The organism is Pantoea sp. SYBGC1 (assembly GCF_057197005.1).
Map to the genome: position 1 here is coordinate 307,980 of NZ_JBXUNM010000002.1, position 24,743 is coordinate 332,722.

Genomic DNA, 24,743 nt, shown 5'->3' on the forward strand with positions numbered 1-24,743 from the left:
GCGAGAAACGGCCACAAGGCGTTTCAACTGGATAAAGATGAGTTATATTAATGCTTAACGATTAGCTGCACACAGCCTGAATCATTTGAAAGGGTGAAAATTAAAATACTCATGAGCAGACGGCTTAACAGAGATCATCGAACCAAAGTCAGAAATATTCCACGCCGCTTGAAAGCTCTTAAACGTTGGGCTGATACATTTCATAACCCTCAACGAAGCGTGTTTTCAGAAAATGAGCATTACTGGAATTTCAAAATCCCGGTAGAGATTAATCTTGTTCAGGGAAAGTACAGCACACTTAAAACTAAAGCAGATTGCGCGCAAGCCATGATTAGTGCTTGTTCAAATCTTATAACGGCAACTGCTGGTATGAACTACAGCCCCCGGATTACTGCGGTTATATGCCTTCCGGATATGTTTACAAGCGAAATCTGTCTCTATCGTTCAGAAGCCTATTACCAAAGCTTTATTACTGAAGACCGTTCTGAAAATGGTGCCTCCGCTTTGATTAAAGAGCGCAGCCTGGCTGCTGAGTGGGGGCTCACTCTTCCAGCTAATGTGCAGGAATTGGGTATTACGCTCGAATACTATGGGAGTGAGGATCGTGATGAATGGTTCACCGGAGAGCGTTGGTATTATGGTCAGGTCATGTAATAGCGCTGTGATTAATATCTAAATGAACGTCCGCTTCTGCCAAAAACCAGCCATACAGACGGCGTGAGCGAACATCAGATCGGATCTTCAGCACCAGAGAGCATAGCGGGCAGTTCGCTCACCAGTTTATCTACCGCCAGCCTGACCTTAAGAGCAAGATAAGGCATTTGCGGCCATACGGCATAGACCGGCTGTCTTTCAGAAGAGCAGTTTTTTAACACCTGTACCAGATTGCCATTGATAAGCTGCTCCCGCACAAGCCAGTCAGGCAGCCAGGCGATTCCTCCTCCTGCAACGGCACTATCTCTTATCCCCTGCATGTCATCCATTATCAGCCGGGCGGATGGCGTCATTTCATAAATCCCTTTATCACTATTTTTTATACGCCATTTAAGAATACGTCCTGCACTGAGGTAGGCAATCGCGGCATGCTGCTGCAGATCCTCCGGAAAGGCAGGTTCTCCCGCTTCACGTAAATATGCGGGTGATGCACATAAAACCATGGCGTGAGAGGTCAGCTGGCGGGCTATCAGGCTAACGCTGTTATCCAGCATGCCAATCCTGACAGCCATATCAAAACCCTCTGCCGACAGGTCGACCTGCCGATCGCTGAAAGATATTTCCAGTGCCAGCCCGGGATGCTCTTTTGCCAGCGCGGCTAAAAGCGGTGCCACACAAAAATGTCCGAACAAAACCGGCACGGAAACTCGTAACTTTCCGCTTGCCTGCAGTTTGCCGCCTTCCAGCATCTCCTCTGCCATTCTGATTTCATCCAGCGCCCGACGGCAGAATTCATAGTAGAGCGTGCCTTCATCCGTCAGCGTCTGACGACGGGTTGTGCGGCTGAAAAGCGTCACGCCCAGCCTGCCCTCCAGCCGGCCGATGGTTTTTGCTACGGCCGAACGCGTGAGGTGCAATTTTTCGGCGGCCTGAGAAAAACTTGCTGACTCAGCAGCAGCCACAAAAACCGGAATGCCGCTCATTTCACTTTTCATATTGTCGCCTGACAGGAATCAATAGAGGGAAATATTATCGCCACTGTCAATGCACAGGCAATGTAAGAATGATGCTCTATCGTTCCAACCCAAAAGGAGTCGCAATGAAACGCTTGATGAAACGCTGGAGCCTGGACAAAACAGGGCGTCAGAACCTGAAGCTCACGCACACAGATATTCCTCAGCCAGGCCCGTATGAAGTGCTGGTCCGTGTACAGGCCCTCTCTTTGAATTTCCGCGATAACGCCATTATCGAAGGAAAAATGGGTAATGAGATGACGATGCCGCTCACACCAGGCTCTGATATGGCGGGTGTGGTTGAAGCCGTGGGGACGGGGGCTACCCGTTTCAGCGCAGGCGATCGAGTTATTTCATCTTTCAATGCAGAGTGGATCGAGGGTCGCCCAGTCAATAATGCTAAAAACCCTGAATACAACTCGCTCGGTTACGCTCTCCAGGGCGTAATGGCTGAGTATGTGGTCATGAATGAGGCGTGGCTTGTTCGCGCGCCCCGGACGCTTACTGATGCTGAAGCCAGCACATTGGTTTGTGCAGGCCTGACGGCATGGGTTGCCCTGGTTGAACGTGGCGGCCTGCGCGCCGGTGAAAGCGTGCTGGTTCAGGGGACGGGTGGCGTATCGCTGTTTGCACTGCAGATTGCAAAAGCCATGGGGGCGCAGGTGTTTGTCACCTCATCCAGCGATGAGAAGCTTGCAGCCGCAAACAGGCTGGGCGCGGATCACGGCATTAACCGGAAGAAAGAGGACTGGGTGGAGGCCGTATACCGCCTGACCAGTGAAAGGGGAATAGATCACGTTATCGATACGGTCGGAGGGCGCAATGTTGCCGATTCAGTTCGCGCAGTGGCTTCGCACGGTCGTATCTCGCTGATTGGCATGATGGACACGCACGATGTTTCTGCATCCGGCGCTCTGCTTCTGCTGAAATCTCCGACGCTGCAGGGCATTGGGGTAGGGCATCGTCGGGCTCTTGAGGATTTTGTCAGAGCCATTGATGAGATTAACTTAAAGCCGGTTATCGATAAGAGTTATTCATTCGACCAGCTGCCGGAGGCGCTGGAACATCTGGAACAGGGTGCATTCGGGAAAGTTGTGATTAGCGTGATTTAAAAACCGCGCTTCGTTAAAGATGAATTCAGGGCCTGCAATGCATCCTGCAGGCCTGACGGAAACGAAAATTTTCCCGTTCGCTGCGCTCAGTGAGGACGTTTTCTGAGTGCGCGATAATCAACCTGCCACGCATTAAGCTTGTTATAAAGCGCTGTCCGGGAGATCCCGAGCTGTTGTGCAGACTGACGCAGGTTTCCCTTCTGCTCTTCTAACACCTGAATAATGTGCGTGCGTTCCAGATTCTGTAGCGAGGAAAGCTCCTCCCCACTCACATAAGCGGCGGTCATCTCCTGCAGCGAGTCGGGTAGATCTGCACAGGTAATCTCTAAACCTTCACATAAGTTGACCAGGCGTTCGACGACATTTTCCAGCTCACGCACATTGCCTGGCCACTCCCGGGACTGCAGGTTCGTCATCGCGTCAGGCATGACCACAGGAGGCGTGCGTTTCAGACGCGCGCACAGTGCCCGAATGAATGCGTTAACGAGTTCCGGAATGTCTTCACGACGCTCACGCAGCGGTGGAATATTTAATGAGATCACGTTCAGGCGATAATAAAGATCGCGCCGGAAAGCGCCTTTCTCTGCGGCTTCGAGCAGATTGCAATGTGTTGCCGCAATAATCCGCACGTTGACTTTTACTGGCTGCGCCGCCCCGATACGCTGAACTTCGTTCTCCTGCAGCACGCGCAGCAGACTGGTTTGTGCCTCAAGCGGCATCTCGCCGATCTCATCCAGAAACAGAGTGCCACCGTCCGCCAGTTCAAACTTGCCTGCAGAACCACCACGACGTGAACCTGTAAAGGCGCCATCTGCGTAACCAAACAGTTCACTCTGTACCAGATCGCGCGGCAGGGCGCCGCAGTTGATAGCAATAAATGCCTCCTGCCGCCGCGGGCTGGCGTTGTGAATGGCCTGAGCAAACAGCTCTTTGCCGGTCCCGCTTTCACCGCTGAGCAGCACCGTACTGTCAGTGCGGCTGCTGGTACGCGCTTTCTGAATTGCCTGCTGCAGGCGAGGGGCGTGCCCGCGGATCATCTCAAAGGTGTAACTGGCACTTACGCCCATCATCCGGCGGGTGATAGCGCGGATGCGCTGATTTTCACGCAGAGATAACACGCGTCCGCCATCCGGTGCCGGCATCAGGGAAATCAGGCAGGAGAAGGGGGGAACGCCTTCCGGCATAAACTGCAGTTCACGGTCATTACAGAAAGGCATGGTCAGCAGCGATCCACCCTGCGGCTTTAGCAGAGCATCAATTGGCGTATCCTGCGGGTCAGGATCGCTGAAAATCTGGCGTGCATAACGGTTAAGCGTCTTAATACGGCCCTGCTTATCGCAGACAATCACCCCCTCATTCAGCGTTTCCAGAATGGACTGCTGTTCTGCCAGCAGACGGCGCAGCGTCAGCTGTTGCCCGACAGCGTCCGCTGCCGCCTGCACTGTACCAAGCGTATGCGCGTTGAAGTTATCTGGCGTAGCGGTGAGAGTGAGCACACCGATCAGTTGCCCGCCGGCATCGCGGACTGGTGCTGCCGCACACTGTCGGCTGCGTCTGCGCAGATCGAGTTTCCAGTTCTCTCCGCTCAGTACGTAGACCAGCCGTTGTTCGATCAGGCATCGCGCAGTGCAGTTAGTTCCTAATACCTCTTCGCGCAGAATGCTGCCAACCGGGGTCAGATCGGCGCCGCAATAATGCAGCGTGACGCCCTGCGCATCAGTGAGGTTGATATGGCCGTCCGGATTATAAGCCAGCAGATTTTCCATAATACTGCGCGCGACCAGAATCAGTTCGGCATTATGTTCAAGAATGGCGTTCAGCTCACTCGCTGGCGGAGCAGTATAGATAAAGCTGCAGGGATCGATAGCCCGCTGTTGCGAACGCTGCCATGACTGCAGAATGCTACGCCGTACCGCTGGCGGTTGTTCACCCTGAATAAAACGTTGCCAGCTCTGCCATAACAATGCGTCCCAACTATCAGCGTCTGCTCTGTCTGGCAGGCTGAAAATTGCATCGCTCTCATCTCTTAATAACCGCTGCTGTTTCACGCACATCCCCCTCGCTAAATGGAATGTCCATTTTATTGACATGTTAAGTTGACATGTAAATTTTGTTTCCACTTTGTGAGCTATAGCTGTGCGGATCCTCACAAAATCAGGCGGGTTTTTGTTGGCATCGGCTTTGCAATAGGAGATTCAACGTCATGATCCCGACTGCAGAAGGAAATTAAGCCGCTATGCGCAAACATAATTTACGCCTGATTTTGTATATCTGTTCCATTGCCTCGCTCAGCGGTGTGATTCTAAGTTATGACGCTTCGGTAATCTCCGGCGTGATCGATCCGCTGACCGAGCATCTGGCATTAACGCCGTGGGAAAGCGGCTGGGCGGTGTCAAATGTCATTATCGGGTGTATCGCTGGTGCATGGGGTGTAGGTTTTATTTCCGATCGTATCGGGCGCAAATCCACGCTAATCGTGACCGCCATCCTCTTCGTGCTCTCAGCAATAGGCTCAGCGCTGGCCAGTTCTCTGACCGGATTTGTTGTCTGGCGGCTGCTGGGCGGTCTGGCGGTAGGAATGGCGTCGGCCATTACGCCCTTATACATTGCAGAGGTATCACCCAAAGATTTACGCGGGCGCATGCTCGGCCTGCAGCAGATGCTGATGGTTGGCGGACAGGTAGCGGTCTATATCGTTAACTACCTGATTGCGCGCGGTATGCCGCATCAGTGGATTGTCAGTGAAGGCTGGCGCTGGATGCTGGCCTCCGGCGTAATACCCTGCGCCCTGTTCCTGCTGCTGGTGCCCTTTATGCCGGAGTCGCCGCGCTGGCTGGCGCTTAATGGCAAAACAGAGCGCGCCCGTGAGGTGCTGACCCGCCTGTCAAATGCGCAGCATGCTGAACGACTGCTGCAGGAGATCCTGGCGGCCAGCCAGCACGATAGTGCCTCCCCCGGCCAGCGCAGCATCCTGCGTGATGCACGCGTCCGCTACATTCTGTTGATTGGTTGCGCCATTGCCGTGTTGCAACAGATATCCGGTATCAACATCCTTCTCTATTACGCACCGTCGCTGCTGCAAAATATTACTGCAAGTACGCAGGCCTCCCTGTTTCAGAGTATTTTTCTTGGGCTGGCGCTTCTTGCAGGCGTGGCGATTTGCCTGAGCACCATTGACCGCACAGGACGGACGCCGCTGCTGCGCTGGGGAGCGCTCGGATGTGCATTCTGTCTGATCTTTACAGCCTGGGCATTTATCACTGAGGCGGGCGGGCTCCTGCCGATAGCGGGTCTTGTCGCTTTCATCCTTATTTTTGGCATGTCATGGAGCCTCGGCGCCTGGCTGCTTATCTCTGAAATCTTTCCAAACCGTATCCGTGCAGTGGCGATGGGCTTTGCGTTTGCCTCCATGTATCTCGCAAATTTCATCGTTACCCAGAGCTTTCCCATGATGAACCGCAGTCGGGTGCTGATGGATAACTTCCACGGCGCTTTCCCGCTGATGTTGTGCGCGGTGGGATGCCTGGTGGCGTTCTGGTTTGTTCGCCGGTTTTTACCGGAAACCCGGGGTGTTTCTCTTGAGCATATCGAGCCGCTGATGCTCTCCAAATCCCGTCGTTTCGCCGGACAGGCGCAGCGACACGATCAAAAACCTTCTTCGCCCGCGTGGGCAAAAGCGAAATAACAAGGAGTCTTTATGAACCAGCAAACAGTCCGTGTAGGGTTAATTGGCGCAGGGCGCATGGGCAGCTTCCATGCTGAAAACCTGGCGTATCGTGTACCCGGCGCCACTCTTGCGGCCGTTGCCGATCCCTTTGCGGGCGCCGCAGAAAAACTGGCAAGTCGTCTGGGCGTCAGCAAAGCGTACAGCGATCTGCATGCGCTTCTGCAGGATACAGAGATTGATGCCATCGCTATCGCCGCGCCGGCACGCACTCATGCCGAATGGGTGATTGCTGCGGCGAATGCCGGTAAGCATGTTTTTTGTGAAAAACCCATGGCCGTTACGCTGGAAGAGGCGGACCGCGCGATTGCCGCGGCGAAGCAGGCAGGTGTGGTGTTACAGGTGGGCTTCAACCGTCGCTTTGACTCCGGGTTTGCGGCGGCAATTGCAGCCGTAAAAAACGGTGAGAACGGCACCACTCAACTCAGCCGCTCGGTTACGCGTGATCCTGGTCTGCACGATCCGGCACCGATCCCGCAATGGACCATTTTCCTTGAAACGCTTATTCACGACTTTGACACGCTGCTGTATTTCAATCACGGCGCAAAGCCAGTTGAAGTGTACGCGCTGGCTGATGCGCTGGTGCGTCCGGATTTCAAAGATAAGGGGCTGCTGGATACCTCGGTGGTAACGATTCGCTTCGATAATGGCGCTATTGCCATCGCTGAGGCTAACTTTCAGGCGGTGTATGGCTATGACGTACGCGGTGAGGTGTTTGGCAGTAAAGGCATGCTGCAGGCGGGTCATATTAATGCCAATCACTGCGTACGCTACACCGCCAGTGGTATTGAAGTTGATACATCGCGTCTGGACTCGGACCTGTTGCGGGAGGCATACGTTGCGGAAATGACTGAGTTTGCCCGCTGCATCCGCAGCGGTGAGACGCCCCGTGCCACCGGTGAAGATGCACGCAATGCGCTGGAGATTGCGCTGGCCTGTATTGAGTCGGTTCAGCGTAATCAGCCCGTCAGGCTGGGAGAACGCTGATGGCCGGTTATCAGCTTTCCGTCTGCGCTGAAATGGTGTTTCCTGAGCTGTCATTTATTGAGCGCGTAAAACGTATTCACGAGCTCGGTTTCGGTGTCGAAATCTGGGGATGGGCGAATAAGGACATTGAGGCGCTGGCAGCGACCGGCGCGCGTTTTACCTCAATGACCGGCTATCTGAGCGGTAATTTAACTGATGAAGCAGAAATCCAGCAGCTGCTTCAGAGCGCTGAACTCTCGCTGGCAGTGGCTGAACGGCTCAACTGCCCGGTACTCAATCTGCACGGTACCGGCCTTGATGAGCGAGGTCTGCCGGTTAAACCTGTAACCACAGTGACCGGCGCAATGTGGCTGCAGGCCGCAGATACGCTGCGGCGCGTGGCGCAACTCGGTGAGCGTGCCGGACGGGTATTCACACTCGAAAACCTCAATTTACCGGTTGACCATCCGGGCACGCCGTTTGCCCTTGCGGCCGATACGCTGGCGCTGGTGGAAGCGATCAGCAGCCCGGCGCTGAAAATGAATCTGGATCTCTACCATGCACAAATCGGTGAAGGCAATCTGATCGCGCTGCTGCGGCGCTGTGGTCCGGCAATCGGCGAGATTCAGGTGGCTGATGTACCGGGTCGTCAGCAGCCTGGTACAGGTGAAATCAACTATCGCGCCATCGCTCGCACGCTGCAGGAGATGAATTATCACGGAACCGTTGCGCTGGAGGGCTGGGCAAGCGGTGACAGCACAACGGCGCTTCAGCAGTTCCGGGACCACTTTATGTTGTAAGCGTTGTCCGTCGGGTATTTGCCTGTTACCCGACGGTAACTATTTCCTAAAAAAACGACCCTAATCCCTACAGGAATAGATTATGAATATCAGAAACTTTCTGCTTTGCCTGTTTTCGCTGGCGCTCAGCGTGAGCGTGAACGCCAAAACTTTCACCGTGGGAGTGGCGCTGGCTAACTTTGACCTTAATTTTGTCTCTATCCTGCGTACCCGGATGCAGCAGGAGCTTAAAGCAAACCAGCTTAACGGACAGTTTGTTGATGCAAAAGGGGATGTGGCGCTGCAGGTTCAGCAGGTGGATGATTTTATCAATCAGGGTGTGGACGCCATCATCCTGAATCCGGTCGATACCCAGGGTGTATTGCCGATGATCAACGCGGCAAAAAGCGCCGGTATTCCGCTGGTCTTCGTTAACCGTAAGCCTGAAGTGAAACTGCCTGCCGGTATGGCCTATGTTGGTTCAGATTCGGCGCTGGGCGGCGAAATGCAGATGGAGGCCCTGGCTAAAAAAATGAATTACAAAGGTAACGTAGCTATTCTGATGGGGGCGCTGTCAAATGAAGAAGCGCGCGAACGGACCCGTGCCGCAGAAGCAGTCATAGCCAAATATAAGGATATGAAAGTCACTGAAAAGCAGACGGCAAAATGGCAGCGCAATGAAGCCGTAGACGTTGTTTCAGGCTGGCTGCTGAACCAGCGTCCGATTGACGCTATCGCCGCCAATAATGATGAAATGGCCATAGGCGCCATCATGGCTCTGAGTCAGGCAAAGAACGAAAAAATTCTTGTTGCCGGCATTGACGGAACACCTGATGGTCAGCAGTTCATCAAAAACGGCAAAATGGCGCTGACTATATTTCAGGATGCCAGAGGGCAGGCCACCGGCTCAGTTCAGGTGGTAAAAGCATTGCTGAATAAGCAGAAAGCAGAGACGCTTAACTGGGTGCCTTACCAGCTTATCACACCTGAAAACTACCCTGCATTTTCTGCTGCTAACTGAGATCCTATTCTGTCAGGTACGGCACAGCACGGCCTGGCAAAATCCTTCACGCCCGTTAAGACCACAGCTGCATCGGTTTTCTGGGGAGTGCTCGCCTACACGCTGATTGGCGGAACCTTTGCCGGAACCCTTATTACGCTGGTTTTCATGCCTGCTATGTATGCCATCTGGTTCAGGATACATCCGGAAAAAAAATACGCAGAAGTTAAAGCCGCAGAATAACGGTTATCCGCAGGGGATTCCCTGCGTATCAGTCTCAAACTACCGTATCAGGGCTCAGAGATGACTACCAGGCAAGCACGGCGCGGTGCTGCTGATACTGACCGGTTTCTTTTTCTCAACGGTTTGGTGTAGCTTCATCGCTGGGATACTCGATAAAACCGCATGAAAATAACGGGATGATAATGATTAAACTGACGGGTCGTTTAGTGTGTAAAAGTGCAGAAGAAGCGGATCTTGTTCGCCAGTACCTTCCTGAACACAAGCAACTGACCAGGCAAGAAATCGGATGCGTATCATTTGAGGTTACTGAAACAGCAGACCCCCTGATATGGACCGTCGAAGAGCTATTCACAAACCGGGCTACTTTTGGCGCCCATCAGAAAAGAACCAGGGCTTCGGTCTGGGGAAGAAAAACCAGCGCGATCGCCAGAGAGTATGAAATCTCAGAAATTGAGTAACCTTACCGAATCACGATACATTCATAAAAGGCCGCTACTCAGCGGCTTTTTCACATTTGCAGATACAGCTATATTCGAAACAACAACCCTGTTACGAATCCAAGAGTTCTCAAAGTATAACAGTACATCAGGCTCAAAATTCTTAAGCAATTAACAGGTAAAAACGAATGATCTCTAAGGATAAGCTGAGCATTATGTTTGGGGTGATAAGTGCGATGGCTGGTATCTGGTAAACCGGCAAGACATGCTGATTATTCACGAAAAGATGCCGCCGGAAACATGTGAAAAGCGACACTACCATTCGGTATCCAGACAGTTTTTTTTCGTTCTGGATGGTGTGTTGACCATGGAGCTGGAAGGAAAAGCGCATCGAATTGTCGCTCAGCAGGGCATCGAGATCCCCCCTGGGTCAAAGCATCAGGCCAGAAATGACACGGATTCCGCAATCGAATTTATCGTCATTTCACATCCAACACCGCGCGGAGATCGAACAGACCTTACCTGACTGTGTCTTAAAAAACATTTCTGGTTGCGCTACTCAAAACGCCCCGGAGCCTTTTAAAGGCGTAAAGGGCATTTCCGGCACCTTTGCCATCCGATGAAAAACAGCCTGAAGATTTCGATGGAGTGCATGGCTATGCACTGTCAACGGCTCGCCATTGATGAGTGCATTCAGGTTTAGTCATCTCCGCTTTGAGTGAGAAGCGGACATTAGGACAATAAATAAGAAGTTCTGTATGGAAATTATTTTAATGCGTCATGGAAAGCCCGCTTTTACAGCTTCTGCGAAAGTAACGAGCCGTGAAATGTGCAACTGGATTGCAGAATATGACCGTTCTGATACAGGAGAAGATACACCGCCCGATTCCAGCAAATCATTAGCGGTCAGCGCATCGCGAATCATAAGTAGCCCTCTTCCCAGAGCACTTTCTTCCCTGAAAGCATTAGGGCTTGAACCGGAGGTTATTGATGAGGTGTTCAGGGAAGCAGATTTGCCGGTATTTCACCTGCCCGGTTTCAGGTTATCTCCAGCCGTGTGGGCTGCTTTTTTTCGCGTTATGTGGCTAAGCGGCCTGTCCCGTAATGTGGAGCGTGTGGGAAAAGCTAAGCAACGTGCTGCTCAGGCTGCGAATAGCCTCGTCGGGTTGGCAAAAGCATCCGACGGGCCTGTGCTTCTTATGGGACATGGGGTGATGAATCAGCTAATTGCAAGGGAACTGATGGCGCTGGGTTTTAAAGAATCTCGTTGTCAGGGTAATGGTTACTGGAACGCGAGTATCTACAGACTTCAGTAATTAATGATATCGGGTTGAGTGCACATCCAGAGCTTCCAGACATTGAAAATCAGTAGTTTCGCTTTCTGCATAAAGCGGACATGCTCGCTGAGTTGAAGAGCCGCTTAGAGCGAGAGCGAGAAGCAGACGTTCTTGATGTTGGTAAAGCTTTTTTCGCCATGTAAGGGGTAACATTCACTGAGGCACTAAAGGAGCACATTAATGAAAGTAGAACTTAAAGATGCTAACGGAGAATATCAGTCTCAGGAAGTCGCATCTCTGGTTATCACGTTAAGTAATGGTGAAACGGTAGAAATCAGTGAAGAGAAACAGAGTCGGCCTGCACATCTTGCGGAAGGAATAACCATATGGGGTGGGCGTATACCCCGGGAGGATGGCAGCGTGGAGGAATGGAAGGCGTCAACCCGCATGCTGGGAATATACCCTCTGGCTGCCAACACCCTGCATCTTTATCCTTTGAAGAAATAATCGGGTGATGTTGCAAAACACTGTCCTGTTGTATGAAAAGATAATTAGAACTCAAAGTCCGATTTTGGCACTCAGCGGACGAACTGACTGAACTAAAGGTTCTCTATGAGCGAGAAGCGCATTCTGTCATACCAGGGTGAATGTTTAACGAACTAAACGTCTTATAAATTTTAAGGGCTCATTCTGAACGATTCAGGCGGCTGTTTATGGTTGAATATGGAAACGGAAGTCCGCTTTTAACAGCATTAGAAGGATGCTTCATGCGTACTCGGCAGTCATCTCGATTAATTATTGTTTCACCTGATAAAAATGTTTTACTCTTTAATTTTTTCCATAAAAATGACGCATTAAGCGGCATGTCCTACTAGGCGACGCCTGGCGGTGGGCTTGAACATAATGAATCCTTCGAACAGGCAGCGCTCAGGGAGCTGCAGGAAGAGACCGGATTAACAAGAGATTCCGCTGGATCGGTGGTGGCATCCCGAAATTTCCCTATGCAGCTGCCTGATGGAGAGACCGTTCTTACTGAAGAGAGTTTCTTTATCATCCATGCTGAAAAGCGTGATATCGACGACTCAGGATGGAGTGAAAATGAAAATCGAGTTATTAAAAAGCATCACTGGTGGACATTAAAGGAGCTTAAAGATACCAGCGAAACTATCTTTCCCCACGATTTAATTATCGACATACTCTGCAGAGATTCATTCAGCCCTGCTGAATTCAGTGCATTGAAAGGCGCTTAATTCTGGTAAAAAACCAATGTCCGCATTTGGTACAAAGGGGACAAGCTGACTGAGCTTAAGGGCCGCTTTGTACGAGGTACGGAAGTTAGACCTGCAGAAAGCGTCGTAGGAAAGTTCTGACTGCATCACCGCAGGCGTTCTCGGCTAGGCGTTTCAGAATTACAAGTCGTTGAAAATAAAATTATTAAAGTATATTTATCCAGACTGAATAAACTACAAATATGGGGGTTTTAATGGCAATAAAAATACGAAGCGTTGAAGCTGAGGATGCGGAGCATTTTCAGAAAATAGCTTCTCAGGATAGCATACAGGAAAACACTCTCGGTATGCCATTACCATCCCTGAAGCACTGGAATGAACATCTCGCTCGCAATGGAAAAGACGGAATTTATCATTTTGCCGCCTTACTGGATGGCTCTGTTGCTGGGATCTTAACTATAGAAAATCCTCAACACCCACGATTAAGACATAAAACAATTTTTGGCATTTTTACAGATCAAACCCTCTCAGGCAGAGGCATTGGCTCTGCGCTAATAGCCTTTTGCGTCAAATATTCATTCGACTGGCTTGCTGCCAGAAAAATTGAGCTGGAAGTCTTTTCAGATAACGAAGCTGCGATTGCTTTATACAAAAAGTTTGGTTTCAAAGAGGAAGGCCTCAAAAGAGAGTCCGCACTAAGAAAAGGAAAATACGAGGACGTTTTGCTTATGGGACTGCGTGCTCCTTATTAGCATATGAGCACTAAGGCACACTTTGTTATGCCTCAAAGATTAACATCCGCTTCTGGCATAAAGCGGACGTTAGTATCAAAAACCCTTTGGCCCTCTCCGGCTCCTCGGCGCTGCCGGGTCGTCAGCCCCACTGCGCTAACCGGCTGAACCGGTTAGCTCCGCCGAATCCCTCCGGGGTTCGGCCCTGCCGGCCAGGGTCTGATGGCAACGGCCAGGTCAACCCCTGCAGCGGGCTTTCTCCCGCGCGTTCACTGACCACAAAAGATGTGGCCGCTTAGGACCGGCAAAGGGCCGCCGTCCGGGGTGTGTTCATGCCCGCTTCACCTTCAGGTGAAGCTGTTCCTATCATTTCAGGCGCGGAGGGCCGGTCGTAGCACCGTCATTCATCAGACACAAGGGTGAAATGCACGCCTGTGGCGCTCTTATGTCCGCTGCCTGCCGTTGCTCGTTTGCCCTTCGCCGCGACCGGAGCGCCCGAAACATGAAACCTCCCACGCACAGGAGAACTGCCATGAACACACAAAACGTCAACGTCAACACCGCCACGCCAGAATCTCCCAAAACATAGGTTAAAACCCCGGGCTCCGTCTACTTCACGGAAAAGTTGCGCGCGCTGACAGAGCTTGCACACAGCGAGGGCGAGATGCTGTTTTACCGAGCCCTGTCGCGTCTGGGGCTGGCACCCGCGGACCCGGACGCGGAGATGGAGGCGCCGGTTATCGCGCTGGACAACATGGAGCGGCTCGCAGAAACAGGCGGCATTGACTCCCCGGCGGCGTATGACCTGGTGCAGAGCCTGGACGCACTGATTAAAACCGCGGCCCCTGACCTGTCGCGCTGGGCGCTGGCTCCGCTGAAGGAGATGCAGGCCGAAGCCGCGGAGATAAAAGCGCAGTACCTGAACGGGATTACGGAGAGTTTTACATCAGACGACACTGAAAACGGGAGGGGAAAAACGCAGGCGTAAAAAAGGCAGACCGGAGTCTGCCCTTATCACGGTCGCCAGAGGCAACTGGCGGCCACATCAATCTCATAAATGAGGAACAAATAATGAAAACTGACCCGCAGATTTTTGCACAGGCGGCTGAGTTTGTAAAATGCTTAAAATGGGGCGCACGCGTTCGCGTGCCCGCAATGGTATTCCGACTGTGGCTGCAGTTTATGCGCACGGTGCATCAGCTCATGGAGGAGAATAACTAATGGACGTAATAGAAAATCACATCGTGCGGGTGTCAGTTGTGGTAACAGGGTGCGTGACGGCGCAGAGCAGGGGCATTCATTTCTGCGGGCACAAACTTCTCAGCGGGAATAACTGCAACCTCTGGTTTCCGGTTGCAAATGAAGAAAGCTGGTTTGAAGGCATTGAACGCGTACTGATTATAAATGGTCTGGCGGAAAATATGGTCAGACTTGAGGGGCTCAGCGAATAGTCAGAATACAGCGACTGGCGGGCGGTATTTAACGTCAGCGCAGTGTAAATAAAAGCGGGGCCGTTACGGCCACGCTTTTATTTATGCAAACAGCGAACGACGTCTGTGCGCACAGAAACCCTCCGTATCGATGAACGATTGCGCATTAACAGTTTTTTCGCATCGCCGGAAATATTGCAGGCACGGGTATCAGCAGGTATTAATATTTATACCGTGTGACAGCAGGAAAGGTGTTTAATCTGCCCGCTACTGGCTTCCTTCTTTTTTCTGCGCACGAGAACGTATCGCGGAATACGCCCGAGAACCTTTTTCTGCATAAATACGCCGCCTGTTTTCCTTCCGGGTCGTATCCGCGAACACTGCATTATAGGCTCCTACCGCCCGCCACGTTATTCTCAACCGCTTTACCGCAATCGCCGGAAAATAGGCGCCGGTATAAATATTCATACGTGGATCGGCGCGTAGCATCTGAGGCGTAATGCGGAACTGCCGGAGATGCGGAAAATTCTGCGAATCTATCTGCATCAGACTCAGCTCAAAGCCGGAGGCGGGATTAATACCGACAGCCTCTGTGCGAAATTCCGATTCCGTCCAGGCAACTGCGCGCAGTAAATCCGGGTCAATTTTTTAGTCGCGTTCTGCCATATCGAAACAGTCCGCCCGGCATATTGACGTAATCAGCATGGCAGAAACAAAAATCAGGTTTCGGAGCAAACGGTATTTCCTGTCTGTTAAATGTATGTGCGCAGATTTTACTTATGATCCTCTATGGCGGGAATAACGCAATATACGGGAACGGAGTATGCGTCAGGATCCCTGCCTCTTATGGTTTCACCACCACACATCACGCAAGAAGTTTCCTTGCAAAAAAACATATATGGAACATAGAATTATACATTAATTTCTGTGTGATTTTTCAGTTCTTCAATAGAAAATACTCTACACGGAGTACAAGTAAACTGAATGCATGCTATTTCTTTTGAATTCAGTGCATTAACTAGAGTGTACTCTAGAGTCTCCTCTATCAAACAGGAAGTGCAAAGTATATCCTGTACTCGCCTGGAAAAAGCAAGCAGCATATATAATCGTTCGTAAAACACACAGTCCTGTCATGAACAGATAATGGGATGATTATGCCAAGAACCCAGAATTTTTTAATTTAATAACACTCTTGCCATAATAGTGCTCTTCCATCTCTGTAAAAATTTCTACCATGGAATTCTATTCGTCTGGCGGACACAGCTCTATTCTTACCTTCATATCAACTCTTTTTAACCAACTAAATGCCGTAGGTTGCGGGCAGGATCTGGAATGGTGGAAAGAGTTCTTTTCAGTACTGCGTATGGGTGGTTATGACGGTGATGTCTCACTTGAAATGGAAGACCTTACAATGAGCGTTGAAGCGGGTCTGCAGACGTCCATTGATGCCTTACTCGCCACCCTGAGTCGCTAAAAGCGCAGTGCCTGTCATCAGAGGCTGGCTCGTGCTCTCTGTGGAGGGCCGTATGCCCCAGAAGATTGCCAGCCTTGAGGAGCTGCAAGCGTCTGCCCGCATGCCAGGAATCTATCCGCTGGCGGCTAATACCTTGCATTTTTTTCTTCTGAGAAAACATTCTGATGATGTTTTAAAACTCTGTTTGCTGTTTCCGGAAAGATGACAGCTACTGATATGTCCGCTCATGGCGCAAAGCGGATCTTGTATCATCGCTTCATTACAACTAACCAGCGTTACTCACGTGAAGTTCATAAACAACGCAGATCTCATTGTAATGCTGCTCTTCTGCTTTATAGGTCATGCCAGACCGCTGCATCACTCTGTGAGAGGGAATATTGTCAGGATCGGCGACAGCCACTAAATACGTTGCACCCACCTGTTTAACCGCGAAATCGATGATCGCTTTAGCCGCTTCCGTTGCATAGCCTTTACCGTTATGTTCAGGAATAAGCCGCCAGCCAATCTCCAGGGGGGCATTTTCAACGTTTGCCAGGTGCTGAAGACAGGCTGCGCCAACGAAAACGCCGGAACGCTTTTGCCTGATAGCCCACCATGAAAACCTATATTTATCCCAGCGCGCCTGTACACGCCTGATACTCTCCATGGTCTCTTCCGGTGTTTTAACTATCCCTTTGTTGATATAACGCATCACACTGGCATCATTATCCATCGCCTTGAGCCCCTCATAGTGAGAGTCATTAAAGGGTTCCAGCCTGAGGCGTGCAGTCTCAATTTCCATTTAACACTCCTTTTACGTGACGATGTGAACCTGAAGTTTCGCTTTTCACCAGATAATCTGGCATGCAGTAAACAACGTCCGATGCTGAAAAATCGGGCATTATGTCCTGGATATATTTTATTAAAATGGGGCCAGAGCCAAACACCTGACCATTTTCGACTGTAAATATATTAAATCAAACTTTAAAGATAGTCTTAGTTTCTGTTAAAAAATCAGGTGAGAAGAGGGCGTTATCCTGCACGAGTGGGCTGGATAGTAAATTGATATGGAGTAAAACGGTAATGACACACTTATCAGCTGCCTGAGTCTGCTGAATGAGTAAGCGTGCTGGCTGAAAAGGCCGGGTATTATTAATAGTGAGATCATCATTAATATTAAATCTGCCTGTTTTTATGATCAATCTCAAAAAGCATCATTTTATTTTTTAATGCGAGCTGGTTTTTTACGGTTCGCTTTAAATGAGCTTGCTGTGACCTCTCCTCAATAGATCTTGCGGAATTTAGCGCGGTAAAACTCTCTTCTCTTTATCACTGACTATACTGGCTAATGCACTTCCGATTTCCCTGTAAGGCTGCCTGCGGTTAATAGCCAGAGGTCAGCCACCTCATCGATATTCTGGAGAATAATATGCATAAGAATAAAACGTTGAAAAGAGTACTGGTTCTGTCAGCAGTTGTCGCCATGTTTAGCACAGCTGGCGTATATGCTCAGACGCCAGCCAGCACCGTGCAGGATGGTGCTGCAGGGCAGAGCGCAGCGGGCGGCAAACTGAGCGCCAGCGATGAAAAAGCGCTGAAGGATATGGCGCAGGCCAATATCAATGAAGTCGCTGCCGGCAAAATGGCACTGACGAAAGCGGAAAGCAGCGAAGTGAAAGCGTATGCGCAAAAAATGGTAGACGATCACAGCGCTGCGCTGACCAAAGTCCAGACGGTCGCCGGGCAAAAAGGCGTAACGCTGCCGACTGAGCCGGATGCAAAACACAAAACGATGGCCGCTCAGCTGGAAAAACAGAGCGGTGCCGAATTTGACAAGATGTATATGACTAACGCGGGCACGAAGGATCACAAGATGGTGCTGTCGACCCTGCAGAGTGACGCCAAAATGATTAAGGATCCCGATGTCAAAGCATTGGCTGACGCACATACGCCGGTTGTCGAAGAGCATCTGAAGTCTGCCGAACAGATGTCACAAGCCGGTAAGTAAACAGGTTGCGCGCTTCCGCAGCCTGCGTTGATGGCGTTGCGGAAAAAAGCGCTGATGAGTGTCAGTCATGAAAAGCAGGCGCGGCGCTAATTCGTTAAGTCGCCGCCTGATGTCCGCCGGGCTGCAGTCCCATGCTGACACTCATCTGCAGGCTATCTGCCTGAATATATCCATTGCCTGCATATCATACAGCTCCGCTTCATACCGATGCCGGCGAATGAAAGTATGATATAAGCGAAGAGCGGACGCGCTATTCGACTACCTGATGCTCTGCTTTACTGAGCATCACCCCCCTGATTTTCATACAGCAGCTGTCCCTCAGCGTGTTAATGAGGCGGATCGATATCTCCCCGCTGGTAGCGTTTGGCAAGCGCAGACCACCCGATTGTCTCATCGTGTCCTGGCTTTTTATCTATATTGTTTGGCATTTCAGATTAAAGCCCTGCATTTATGATTATCCGTCTGACAGCATCCAGACTGGTTAAACGCCGCTATTACGGCAAACTGTAGTAAAAATCAGACAATTAAAACTGACTTACCTTCACCCGCAAAGAGACATGAATATGGCTTCACACTCTACAGAATCTGAACATTCTCCGGCGATCCCTGCCGCGGAAACAGCCAGTCCCGCTCAGGGGTTCCTTGTCAGTATCGTAGGCGCTACCGCGCTCGCGCACGGCTGTAATGATATGATTCAGGCCGTACTGCCTTCAATCTACCCCATGCTTAAGGCGAACTTTACGCTTACCTACGCGCAGATTGGCCTGATATCTCTCGTCTATCAGATAACGGCGTCCCTGCTTCAGCCCTGGGTCGGGCTTTACACGGATAAACACCCCAGACCCTTTCTGCTGCCTGCGGGCATGGGCGTCACCTTCCTGGGGATCGGGCTGCTCGCGGTTGCCGGCAATTTTATAGTGATTTTAGTTGCCGCTGCGCTGATTGGCGTTGGATCGTCTGTCTTTCATCCGGAAGCCTCGCGCATCGCCCGCATGGCGTCGGGAGGGCGGTTCGGTACCGCGCAGTCCGCTTTTCAGGTTGGCGGAAATGCGGGATCGGCATTTGGCCCTCTGCTGGCCGCGCTGCTGATTATTCCTCATGGCCAGCTCTCTGTCGCCTGGTTAATGCTGTGCGCGCTGGTCGCGATTGTTATTCTGACCCGGCTTAGCCAGTGGTCCGCCCGCCACGGTCAGGCGCACATGAAGCGCCACGGCAGCGCCCCGCTGCAGACATTTTCCCGGGCAAAAGTCTTTCAGGCGCTGGCCGTAGTCAGCGTTCTGATGTTCGCGAAATTTACCTATATCGCTTCGCTGAGTAACTATTTTACGTTTTATCTCGTCCACCGCTTCAGCATGCCGCTGGAGCACGCGCAGTTCTGCCTGTTTGCGTTTCTTGCTGCGGTGGCGGTCGGAACGTTTGCCGGCGGACCTATAGGCGATCGCATCGGTCGTAAGGCGGTGGTCTGGATCTCGTTTTTAGGCGTTATCCCGTTTTCACTGTTACTGCCACACGTTGGCCTGGTCTGGACAATTGTGTTCACCATCTTTATCGGCCTGATCCTCTCTTCAGCTTTCTCTGCGCTGGTGGTTTACGCTCAGGAAATTGTTCCGGGTCGTGCAGGGATGGTCGCCGGGATCATGTTTGGTACCATGTTTGGCGTCAGCGGGCTCGCCGCCGCCGGTCTTGGCAAGATGGCAGATATATACGGCATTGAGTGGGTTTATGGCCTGTGTGCTTTCCTGCCGCTGCTGGGCTTCGCTACGCTGTTTATGCCAGATACAAAACAACGCCGGTAAACAGCGTGATAGCGCCACACAGACCATAAAGTTAAAGCCACCTGTCGATGGCTTCTCCTATTTTTCCGCCTCTATTGCATTAAGGCGACGCACCTGGTCTGCGGTGAGTGACAAACTGGCCGCTGCCAGATTTTCGCGCAGATGCGTAACCGAAGAGGTGCCTGCTATGACCAGAATATTGGGCGAGCGCTGAAGCAGCCAAGCCAGCGCTATCTGCTTTGGCGTGGCGCCAGCTTCATCTGCAACCTGATTAAGCAGCGAAGACTGGAGCGGCGTAAATCCGCCCAGCGGGAAAAAGGGAACCCAGGCGACGCCCTCTGCAGCCAGCGCGTCAATAAACGCGTCATCCTTCCGGTTGACCAGGTTGTACTGATTCTGCACACAGACAATATTCGCGACGGTTTTAGCCTCCGCAAACTGTGCAGGCGTGACATTGCTCAGGCCGATATGACGAATCAGTCCCTGCTGCTGTAACCGGACAAGCGTCTCCAGAGGCTCAGTCACTGGCTCTTCATCAGGGGCGCCTGCCTTTCCCAGCCTCAGGTTGACGATATCAAGGGTTTCAAGACCCAGCGTATCGAGGTTTTCATGTACCGCGCGCTCCAGCCCGGCCGGAGTGCGATCAATCTGCCAGGAGGCGTCTGCTCCGCGGACAAAGCCGACCTTCGTCACCAGCGTCAGGTCGTCCGGATAAGGTGACAGCGCTTCGCGTATCAGCTGGTTAGCCACCCCCGGTCCGTAAAACTGCGCGGTATCGATATGGTTGACCCCATGCGCGACCGCCTCTCTGAGCACGGCGACTGCCGCCTGCCTGTCACGTGGCGGCCCCCAGACGTGCGGGCCGGGTAACTGCATGGTGCCATATCCCATCCGCCGGAGGCTAAGATGGGTTCCGGCTGGGGTAAAATTGTCGTTAGTCAGGTTGATTTTCATTGCGTGATCCTGAGCAGGGAGGGGAATGCAGGTTTTACAACTTGTGAACACCTGTCCGCTCGGGCTAAAATTGCACCGAGTGCAAATAAATATATTGCACTGAGTGCATAATTTCAATAGTGACGGAAAAGTTATCGTGCCAGAAGCGTTACCACAGCATGAAGGTCTGCGTGAAAGAAAGCGCCGGGAGATGTACCAGAACCTGACTGAGACAGGACTGAAACTGTTTGCAGAACAAGGGTTCGAGGCTACCACCCTTGATGATATAGCTCGCGCCGCGGGGATCTCGCGGCGCACCTTTTTTAACTATTTCAGCGCCAAAGAGGAGATTATTCTGGCGTGGCAGAATGGCCTGCCTGATGCGCTCTATGCTGAAATGCTCAGGCGGGGCAAAACGGCAACGCCGTTCGGGCTGGTCAGTGAAGCCCTGATGGCAATGACAATTAATATGTCTCCGGATATTGCGATGCTGATCGCACGCATCACGCAGTCGACCGAACAGCTGCGTCTGGGAAATCAGATGAAGTTTCTCCGCATGGAGGAGGCCGCGCATGCCGCTCTCTGCGTGCTCTGGCCAGAAAAAGAACGCGCGCAGGCACTCAAAATTGCGGCGATGGCGGGGACGGGAGCGATGCGGATTGCAGTTGAAGCATGGCTGCACGAAGGGTGCAGCAGGCCTCTCCGGGAATATCTCGAGAGTAATATCTCTGTTTTGCACTCTGCTGCCATTCATCTCTGACAACCCCGGCCTGCAGGCCGGGCGTTTGGCAATTAAAATAACTGTGACAATACTTATTAATGAATGCTAATCAGGAAGTAGGGTGACTCTATCGCTGGCGACTTGAAGCACAATATCTGGCTGTCGCTGCGTTTAATTCTGTTTACCCGGCCAGGGTATTAACCAGATGGTGAAAGACAGGAAGAGCTGAAATCATGAAAAAAGAGGAATCAGAAAGCCGGGCGTTTCCGGTAAAAGAAGATATGGTCTGGCAGTTACGGGAAGCCCGTATTCAGAATGCAGGAAAATATATACTCTGCCTAATTGTTATTTTGGGAGCGTGTGGACTCTTCTCGAAAGGCTTTCTGAGTAATGGACACGTCGAATCGCAGGATGGCTCGCTTGAGGTGAGGTACGAACGGTTCGGGCGTATGCAGAGTAATATGAATATGAGTATTCATATTCCTGCCCGTCATGGAGAGCGTTTTACCGTGACCATAGGAAACGGAGCGCCAGATAAACTTGAGATACAAACGCTTCAGCCTCAGCCTATTGAGGCAGTGGCACGTGCAAATGATTTACAGCTGACTTTTTTAACGCGCGATGCACAGGCTGGCCACACCATCTGGATTGGAATGCAGCCTCAGGCGATGGGTTCCATACCCATGAGTATCAGCGTTCAGGATGGGCTGCCGGCCCTGTTTTCACTCTGGATTTACTCCTGAGAGGAAAAAATAATGGAAACTGTCCTACGTGCAGCAGGAATATATCTGCTCCTGATGATTGTATTCAAAATTGCAGGACGGCGCGCCCTGTTGCAAATGACCTCTTTTGACCTGATTTTACTGTTGATAATCAGTGAAGCCACTCAGCAGGCACTGCTGGGTGATGATTTCTCAGTAACCGGAGCGAGTCTGACCATTATCACACTTATCGTTATCGATATTTTGCTGGGTAAGCTGAAAACGCGATTTCCATTTGTTGAGCAGCTGGTGGAGGGCGGTCCGGTTATTCTGGTGGAAAATGGCAATGAACTGCATAAACGCATGAAAATGGCCGGAATAAGCCGTGAAGATATTCTGGAAGCGGCACGATCGTCGCAGGGGCTTATGCGCATGGAGCAGATAAAATATGCCGTGCTGGAAGTTAACGGCCATATCTCAATTATTCCCGAAAGCGAAGGCGCAAAATCATCATAGCGTTAACACGCATTTTTCGGGCGCTGGATCCTGAATCAGGATGACCGCTGAGGCTCTTTCGGAGATCCTTCTGTCCGCTGCAGATAAAGCGTGCATGATTTACCTTCATTTCATAGCGAAGCGCTAAGCATGCAGCTCTGGTCAAAACGGCCTGACAAGAGAATTACACCTCCCTTATCCTGAGAAAAGCAAGCAGTCTGGCCATGCCGGGACTAAGCGATTGCGGTGTTTTATAACAAATGCAGATCCGCCGCTGCGCCCACGGGTCGGTGAGGGGCACTATGCGGTAAAGGAATTTGCTACTGAAACGTTCAGCAGTCAATAAAGGAAGAACCCCTGCGCCGATACCGTTACTGACCATTTCGCACATTCCCTCAAAATCGCTCATTCTGATGCAATAGTTCAGTGAGTGGCCAGACGCTCTGGCATGTCCGCTGATATGATCCTGCAACGCATTACCGGGGTATAAACCAATAAAAGGCTCATCATAGACGTCGGCGAGAGAGACATGCTCTCTCGAACCAAGCGCATGAGAGGATGGAACAATCAGAACAAGATTGTCATCTGCTACGGGTTCAAGCGTGAGGTTGCGCGCATCAACCGCATCTGAGACGAGGCCTGCTTCAGCGGTGCCATTATGTATGCTGTTAATGGTATCTGCGCTGCTCCGCTCTTCCAGCTCAATAGTCACATCCGGATATTCTGCCAGCCATCGCGCAAGCCTGCCGGGCAGAAACCCGGTCATGGCTGAGGTGTTGGCATACAACCCTATTTTTCCGGTTACGCCAGTAATGTAAGCGCCCAGCTCAGCTTTCAGCTTCTCCTGGCGGAAGAGTAGCTCACGTGCATGACAGATCAGGATTTCGCCAGCCTCAGTAAGAATGATCCCTCTCGGATGGCGGGTAAACAGCTTTGCCCCGATATCGGCTTCTATGGATCTGAGTCTTTCACTGGCTGAGCCGATTGCCAGGCAGGCATGCCGCGCCCCCTGGGTAATACTGCCTGCATCAGCAATGGAGACGACAAGTTTCAGGTCAGAAAAATCCAGCTTCATAGTGACCTCATTTTCAGCCTTCGGATTATCCGAAGCATGATGCGCTTAAACCAGATTGTCCACCGATCGCCGGGATGGTTGAATCACTGCATCATCAGGCGGGGCATTTTTATGAGCGAACAACTTTATCTCACTTTTTTTATCATTTTTATACTCGCCGGCTTTGTTAAAGGCGTAACCGGAATGGGCTTACCAACGGTGGCTATGGGATTACTTGGCCTGCTTATGTCTCCGCCAGCCGCAGCGGCTCTGCTGGTTATTCCTTCTTTTGTCACCAATGTGCTGCAGCTCTTTACCGGCCCTTCAGCGCTGCCGATTATCCGCCGTCTGTGGCTGATGATGCTGCTTAGTTTAACGGGCACAATCGCAGCTTCTTCGCTGCTTGTCAGCGTTGATCCCATCTGGTCAGCCTGCGGTCTGGGCGGGATGTTAATTATCTATGCTCTCTTTGCGCTGGCTTCACCTGCTTTTGCGGTTTCACTGACCACAGAGAAATGGCTGTCACCCATTATTGGTGGCATAACCGGCGTGATTACCGGCGCAACAGGCGTATTTGTTATGCCGGCCGTGCCATTTCTTCAGTCGCTTCACTTTAGTAAAGATGAGCTTATCCAGGCGCTGGGCCTCTCATTCACCGTTTTGACGATAGGGCTCTCTGCAGGGCTTTATTTGCACAACACCTTTACAACGGAGCAGCTCTCACTCTCATTGACATCCGTATTACCTGCGCTGGCGGGTATGTGGCTGGGACAGCAACTGCGGATGCATATCAGTGCACGGCTTTTCAGACGCTGTTTTCTCCTGCTCCTGATAGTGTTGGGAGCAGAGCTTATCTCCCGTTCCCTGGTCTGATTTACCACAAAGCAGACCCCCATCAACATGATGACACCGCGCCGGCTATTTGCAGCATCCTCGTCACGTTCACCCGGCAGGGATCTGAAGGTAAACGGCTCTGATAGCTGTCCATTTTTAGACGTCACCGTTTTG

The 24,743-nt window shown here is 51.4% G+C and carries 26 protein-coding genes and 3 pseudogenes; 23 read left to right on the forward strand and 6 right to left on the reverse strand.

The genetic code is table 11. From position 1 onward, the window contains the following. Positions 1-93 precede the first annotated feature (93 nt). The gene (locus AC2CF9_RS06980; RefSeq protein ID WP_223810667.1) at positions 94-654 is read left to right on the forward strand and encodes a DUF3916 domain-containing protein; all 561 of its coding nucleotides are present in this window, start codon (positions 94-96) and stop codon (positions 652-654) included. Positions 655-728: 74 nt separating this feature from the next. Here the strand turns inward: AC2CF9_RS06980 and AC2CF9_RS06985 are convergent, their stop codons facing one another. After that, the gene (locus AC2CF9_RS06985) at positions 729-1,649 is read right to left on the reverse strand and encodes a LysR family transcriptional regulator (protein ID WP_484556600.1); all 921 of its coding nucleotides are present in this window, start codon (positions 1,647-1,649) and stop codon (positions 729-731) included. Positions 1,650-1,753: 104 nt separating this feature from the next. Here AC2CF9_RS06985 and AC2CF9_RS06990 point away from each other — a divergent pair, with 104 nt between their 5' ends. Continuing rightward, positions 1,754-2,779, forward strand: coding sequence for a zinc-dependent alcohol dehydrogenase family protein (locus tag AC2CF9_RS06990; RefSeq protein ID WP_484556646.1), 1,026 nt, complete (start codon positions 1,754-1,756; stop codon positions 2,777-2,779). An 86-nt stretch (positions 2,780-2,865) separates the two neighbouring features. Here AC2CF9_RS06990 and AC2CF9_RS06995 read toward each other — a convergent pair whose 3' ends face one another. Then, positions 2,866-4,827 carry a sigma-54-dependent Fis family transcriptional regulator gene (locus AC2CF9_RS06995; RefSeq protein ID WP_484556601.1) on the reverse strand — a complete coding sequence of 654 codons (1,962 nt, stop codon included), beginning with the start codon at positions 4,825-4,827 and terminating at the stop codon, positions 2,866-2,868. A 188-nt stretch (positions 4,828-5,015) separates the two neighbouring features. Between AC2CF9_RS06995 and AC2CF9_RS07000 the strand changes: the two genes are divergently transcribed. From AC2CF9_RS07000 to AC2CF9_RS07060, 13 genes and pseudogenes are all read left to right on the forward strand, one after another. Further along, the gene (locus AC2CF9_RS07000) at positions 5,016-6,464 is read left to right on the forward strand and encodes a sugar porter family MFS transporter (RefSeq protein WP_484556602.1); all 1,449 of its coding nucleotides are present in this window, start codon (positions 5,016-5,018) and stop codon (positions 6,462-6,464) included. A 12-nt stretch (positions 6,465-6,476) separates the two neighbouring features. Continuing rightward, on the forward strand, positions 6,477-7,490 hold the full coding sequence (locus AC2CF9_RS07005) for a Gfo/Idh/MocA family oxidoreductase (RefSeq protein WP_484556603.1): 1,014 nt from the start codon (positions 6,477-6,479) through the stop codon (positions 7,488-7,490). Beyond that, positions 7,490-8,269 carry a TIM barrel protein gene (locus tag AC2CF9_RS07010; protein ID WP_484556604.1) on the forward strand — a complete coding sequence of 260 codons (780 nt, stop codon included), beginning with the start codon at positions 7,490-7,492 and terminating at the stop codon, positions 8,267-8,269. Before AC2CF9_RS07005 ends, AC2CF9_RS07010 begins: the two co-directional genes overlap by 1 nt. A gap of 82 nt (positions 8,270-8,351) precedes the next feature. Next, positions 8,352-9,269, forward strand: coding sequence for a substrate-binding domain-containing protein (locus AC2CF9_RS07015; RefSeq protein WP_484556605.1), 918 nt, complete (start codon positions 8,352-8,354; stop codon positions 9,267-9,269). Between the two features lie 404 nt (positions 9,270-9,673). After that, entirely contained in the window at positions 9,674-9,949 is a 276-nt protein-coding gene (locus AC2CF9_RS07020; protein WP_484556606.1) for a putative quinol monooxygenase, read from the forward strand. A 167-nt stretch (positions 9,950-10,116) separates the two neighbouring features. Further along, positions 10,117-10,454, forward strand: a pseudogene (locus AC2CF9_RS07025) (cupin domain-containing protein). A gap of 232 nt (positions 10,455-10,686) precedes the next feature. Continuing rightward, positions 10,687-11,244 carry a histidine phosphatase family protein gene (locus AC2CF9_RS07030; RefSeq protein WP_484556607.1) on the forward strand — a complete coding sequence of 186 codons (558 nt, stop codon included), beginning with the start codon at positions 10,687-10,689 and terminating at the stop codon, positions 11,242-11,244. 201 nt (positions 11,245-11,445) lie between these two features. Beyond that, positions 11,446-11,712, forward strand: a complete 267-nt coding sequence (locus AC2CF9_RS07035; RefSeq protein WP_484556608.1) for a hypothetical protein — start codon at positions 11,446-11,448, stop codon at positions 11,710-11,712. 260 nt (positions 11,713-11,972) lie between these two features. Next, positions 11,973-12,455 (forward strand): annotated as a pseudogene (locus tag AC2CF9_RS07040) (NUDIX hydrolase). A 233-nt stretch (positions 12,456-12,688) separates the two neighbouring features. Beyond that, complete coding sequence (locus AC2CF9_RS07045) at positions 12,689-13,186, forward strand: GNAT family N-acetyltransferase (protein WP_484556609.1); 498 nt, start codon at positions 12,689-12,691, stop codon at positions 13,184-13,186. A 643-nt stretch (positions 13,187-13,829) separates the two neighbouring features. Next, entirely contained in the window at positions 13,830-14,153 is a 324-nt protein-coding gene (locus AC2CF9_RS07050; RefSeq protein WP_484556610.1) for a hypothetical protein, read from the forward strand. 83 nt (positions 14,154-14,236) lie between these two features. After that, the gene (locus tag AC2CF9_RS07055; protein WP_484556611.1) at positions 14,237-14,386 is read left to right on the forward strand and encodes a succinate dehydrogenase flavoprotein subunit; all 150 of its coding nucleotides are present in this window, start codon (positions 14,237-14,239) and stop codon (positions 14,384-14,386) included. Continuing rightward, a complete protein-coding gene (locus AC2CF9_RS07060; protein WP_484556612.1) occupies positions 14,386-14,616 on the forward strand; it encodes a hypothetical protein in 231 nt (76 codons plus the stop codon). The genes AC2CF9_RS07055 and AC2CF9_RS07060 overlap by 1 nt, the downstream gene beginning before the upstream one ends. Before the next feature lie 246 nt (positions 14,617-14,862). Here AC2CF9_RS07060 and AC2CF9_RS07065 read toward each other — a convergent pair whose 3' ends face one another. Further along, positions 14,863-15,240 carry a transglycosylase SLT domain-containing protein gene (locus AC2CF9_RS07065; protein ID WP_484556647.1) on the reverse strand — a complete coding sequence of 126 codons (378 nt, stop codon included), beginning with the start codon at positions 15,238-15,240 and terminating at the stop codon, positions 14,863-14,865. Positions 15,241-15,901: 661 nt separating this feature from the next. Here AC2CF9_RS07065 and AC2CF9_RS07070 point away from each other — a divergent pair. Both AC2CF9_RS07070 and AC2CF9_RS07075 read left to right on the forward strand, forming a co-directional pair. Next, positions 15,902-16,069 (forward strand): annotated as a pseudogene (locus tag AC2CF9_RS07070) (sugar phosphate isomerase/epimerase); the annotation flags it as partial. 52 nt (positions 16,070-16,121) lie between these two features. Beyond that, the gene (locus AC2CF9_RS07075; RefSeq protein ID WP_484556613.1) at positions 16,122-16,274 is read left to right on the forward strand and encodes a hypothetical protein; all 153 of its coding nucleotides are present in this window, start codon (positions 16,122-16,124) and stop codon (positions 16,272-16,274) included. 60 nt (positions 16,275-16,334) lie between these two features. On the opposite strand, the gene AC2CF9_RS07080 is transcribed toward AC2CF9_RS07075, so the two are convergent. Further along, the gene (locus AC2CF9_RS07080; protein WP_484556614.1) at positions 16,335-16,850 is read right to left on the reverse strand and encodes a GNAT family N-acetyltransferase; all 516 of its coding nucleotides are present in this window, start codon (positions 16,848-16,850) and stop codon (positions 16,335-16,337) included. Positions 16,851-17,477: 627 nt separating this feature from the next. On the opposite strand from AC2CF9_RS07080, the gene AC2CF9_RS07085 reads away from it, so the two are divergent. Both AC2CF9_RS07085 and AC2CF9_RS07090 read left to right on the forward strand, forming a co-directional pair. After that, on the forward strand, positions 17,478-18,056 hold the full coding sequence (locus tag AC2CF9_RS07085) for a DUF4142 domain-containing protein (RefSeq protein WP_150016685.1): 579 nt from the start codon (positions 17,478-17,480) through the stop codon (positions 18,054-18,056). Positions 18,057-18,619: 563 nt separating this feature from the next. After that, positions 18,620-19,852: an MFS transporter gene (locus AC2CF9_RS07090; RefSeq protein ID WP_484556615.1), complete on the forward strand. Its 1,233-nt coding sequence runs from the start codon at positions 18,620-18,622 to the stop codon at positions 19,850-19,852. A 57-nt stretch (positions 19,853-19,909) separates the two neighbouring features. Here AC2CF9_RS07090 and AC2CF9_RS07095 read toward each other — a convergent pair whose 3' ends face one another. Further along, positions 19,910-20,773 carry an oxidoreductase gene (locus tag AC2CF9_RS07095; protein ID WP_484556648.1) on the reverse strand — a complete coding sequence of 288 codons (864 nt, stop codon included), beginning with the start codon at positions 20,771-20,773 and terminating at the stop codon, positions 19,910-19,912. 148 nt (positions 20,774-20,921) lie between these two features. Here AC2CF9_RS07095 and AC2CF9_RS07100 point away from each other — a divergent pair, with 148 nt between their 5' ends. The 3 genes from AC2CF9_RS07100 to AC2CF9_RS07110 all read left to right on the forward strand — a co-directional run bounded on the left by AC2CF9_RS07100 (position 20,922) and on the right by AC2CF9_RS07110 (position 22,702). Further along, on the forward strand, positions 20,922-21,524 hold the full coding sequence (locus AC2CF9_RS07100; RefSeq protein WP_484556616.1) for a TetR/AcrR family transcriptional regulator: 603 nt from the start codon (positions 20,922-20,924) through the stop codon (positions 21,522-21,524). A gap of 194 nt (positions 21,525-21,718) precedes the next feature. Beyond that, positions 21,719-22,228, forward strand: coding sequence for a hypothetical protein (locus tag AC2CF9_RS07105; RefSeq protein ID WP_484556617.1), 510 nt, complete (start codon positions 21,719-21,721; stop codon positions 22,226-22,228). A 12-nt stretch (positions 22,229-22,240) separates the two neighbouring features. After that, positions 22,241-22,702, forward strand: coding sequence for a DUF421 domain-containing protein (locus tag AC2CF9_RS07110; protein ID WP_145339752.1), 462 nt, complete (start codon positions 22,241-22,243; stop codon positions 22,700-22,702). A 163-nt stretch (positions 22,703-22,865) separates the two neighbouring features. On the opposite strand, the gene AC2CF9_RS07115 is transcribed toward AC2CF9_RS07110, so the two are convergent. Beyond that, positions 22,866-23,756: a LysR substrate-binding domain-containing protein gene (locus AC2CF9_RS07115; protein ID WP_484556618.1), complete on the reverse strand. Its 891-nt coding sequence runs from the start codon at positions 23,754-23,756 to the stop codon at positions 22,866-22,868. 111 nt (positions 23,757-23,867) lie between these two features. Between AC2CF9_RS07115 and AC2CF9_RS07120 the strand changes: the two genes are divergently transcribed. Beyond that, positions 23,868-24,608: a sulfite exporter TauE/SafE family protein gene (locus tag AC2CF9_RS07120; RefSeq protein WP_484556649.1), complete on the forward strand. Its 741-nt coding sequence runs from the start codon at positions 23,868-23,870 to the stop codon at positions 24,606-24,608. Positions 24,609-24,743 lie beyond the last annotated feature (135 nt).

Excerpts from the sequence above, each read along its gene's own strand:
- AC2CF9_RS06985 (WP_484556600.1), bottom strand. The coding sequence starts at position 1,649 with ATGAAAAGTGAAATGAGCGGCATTCCGGTTTTTGTGGCTGCTGCTGAG.
- AC2CF9_RS06990 (WP_484556646.1), top strand. The coding sequence starts at position 1,754 with ATGAAACGCTTGATGAAACGCTGGAGCCTGGACAAAACAGGGCGTCAG.
- AC2CF9_RS07000 (WP_484556602.1), top strand. The coding sequence starts at position 5,016 with ATGCGCAAACATAATTTACGCCTGATTTTGTATATCTGTTCCATTGCC.
- AC2CF9_RS07005 (WP_484556603.1), top strand. The coding sequence starts at position 6,477 with ATGAACCAGCAAACAGTCCGTGTAGGGTTAATTGGCGCAGGGCGCATG.
- AC2CF9_RS07010 (WP_484556604.1), top strand. The coding sequence starts at position 7,490 with ATGGCCGGTTATCAGCTTTCCGTCTGCGCTGAAATGGTGTTTCCTGAG.
- AC2CF9_RS07015 (WP_484556605.1), top strand. The coding sequence starts at position 8,352 with ATGAATATCAGAAACTTTCTGCTTTGCCTGTTTTCGCTGGCGCTCAGC.
- AC2CF9_RS07020 (WP_484556606.1), top strand. The coding sequence starts at position 9,674 with ATGATTAAACTGACGGGTCGTTTAGTGTGTAAAAGTGCAGAAGAAGCG.
- AC2CF9_RS07030 (WP_484556607.1), top strand. The coding sequence starts at position 10,687 with ATGGAAATTATTTTAATGCGTCATGGAAAGCCCGCTTTTACAGCTTCT.
- AC2CF9_RS07035 (WP_484556608.1), top strand. The coding sequence starts at position 11,446 with ATGAAAGTAGAACTTAAAGATGCTAACGGAGAATATCAGTCTCAGGAA.
- AC2CF9_RS07045 (WP_484556609.1), top strand. The coding sequence starts at position 12,689 with ATGGCAATAAAAATACGAAGCGTTGAAGCTGAGGATGCGGAGCATTTT.
- AC2CF9_RS07050 (WP_484556610.1), top strand. The coding sequence starts at position 13,830 with ATGCTGTTTTACCGAGCCCTGTCGCGTCTGGGGCTGGCACCCGCGGAC.
- AC2CF9_RS07055 (WP_484556611.1), top strand. The coding sequence starts at position 14,237 with ATGAAAACTGACCCGCAGATTTTTGCACAGGCGGCTGAGTTTGTAAAA.
- AC2CF9_RS07060 (WP_484556612.1), top strand. The coding sequence starts at position 14,386 with ATGGACGTAATAGAAAATCACATCGTGCGGGTGTCAGTTGTGGTAACA.
- AC2CF9_RS07075 (WP_484556613.1), top strand. The coding sequence starts at position 16,122 with ATGCCCCAGAAGATTGCCAGCCTTGAGGAGCTGCAAGCGTCTGCCCGC.
- AC2CF9_RS07080 (WP_484556614.1), bottom strand. The coding sequence starts at position 16,850 with ATGGAAATTGAGACTGCACGCCTCAGGCTGGAACCCTTTAATGACTCT.
- AC2CF9_RS07085 (WP_150016685.1), top strand. The coding sequence starts at position 17,478 with ATGCATAAGAATAAAACGTTGAAAAGAGTACTGGTTCTGTCAGCAGTT.
- AC2CF9_RS07090 (WP_484556615.1), top strand. The coding sequence starts at position 18,620 with ATGGCTTCACACTCTACAGAATCTGAACATTCTCCGGCGATCCCTGCC.
- AC2CF9_RS07105 (WP_484556617.1), top strand. The coding sequence starts at position 21,719 with ATGAAAAAAGAGGAATCAGAAAGCCGGGCGTTTCCGGTAAAAGAAGAT.
- AC2CF9_RS07110 (WP_145339752.1), top strand. The coding sequence starts at position 22,241 with ATGGAAACTGTCCTACGTGCAGCAGGAATATATCTGCTCCTGATGATT.
- AC2CF9_RS07115 (WP_484556618.1), bottom strand. The coding sequence starts at position 23,756 with ATGAAGCTGGATTTTTCTGACCTGAAACTTGTCGTCTCCATTGCTGAT.
- AC2CF9_RS07120 (WP_484556649.1), top strand. The coding sequence starts at position 23,868 with ATGAGCGAACAACTTTATCTCACTTTTTTTATCATTTTTATACTCGCC.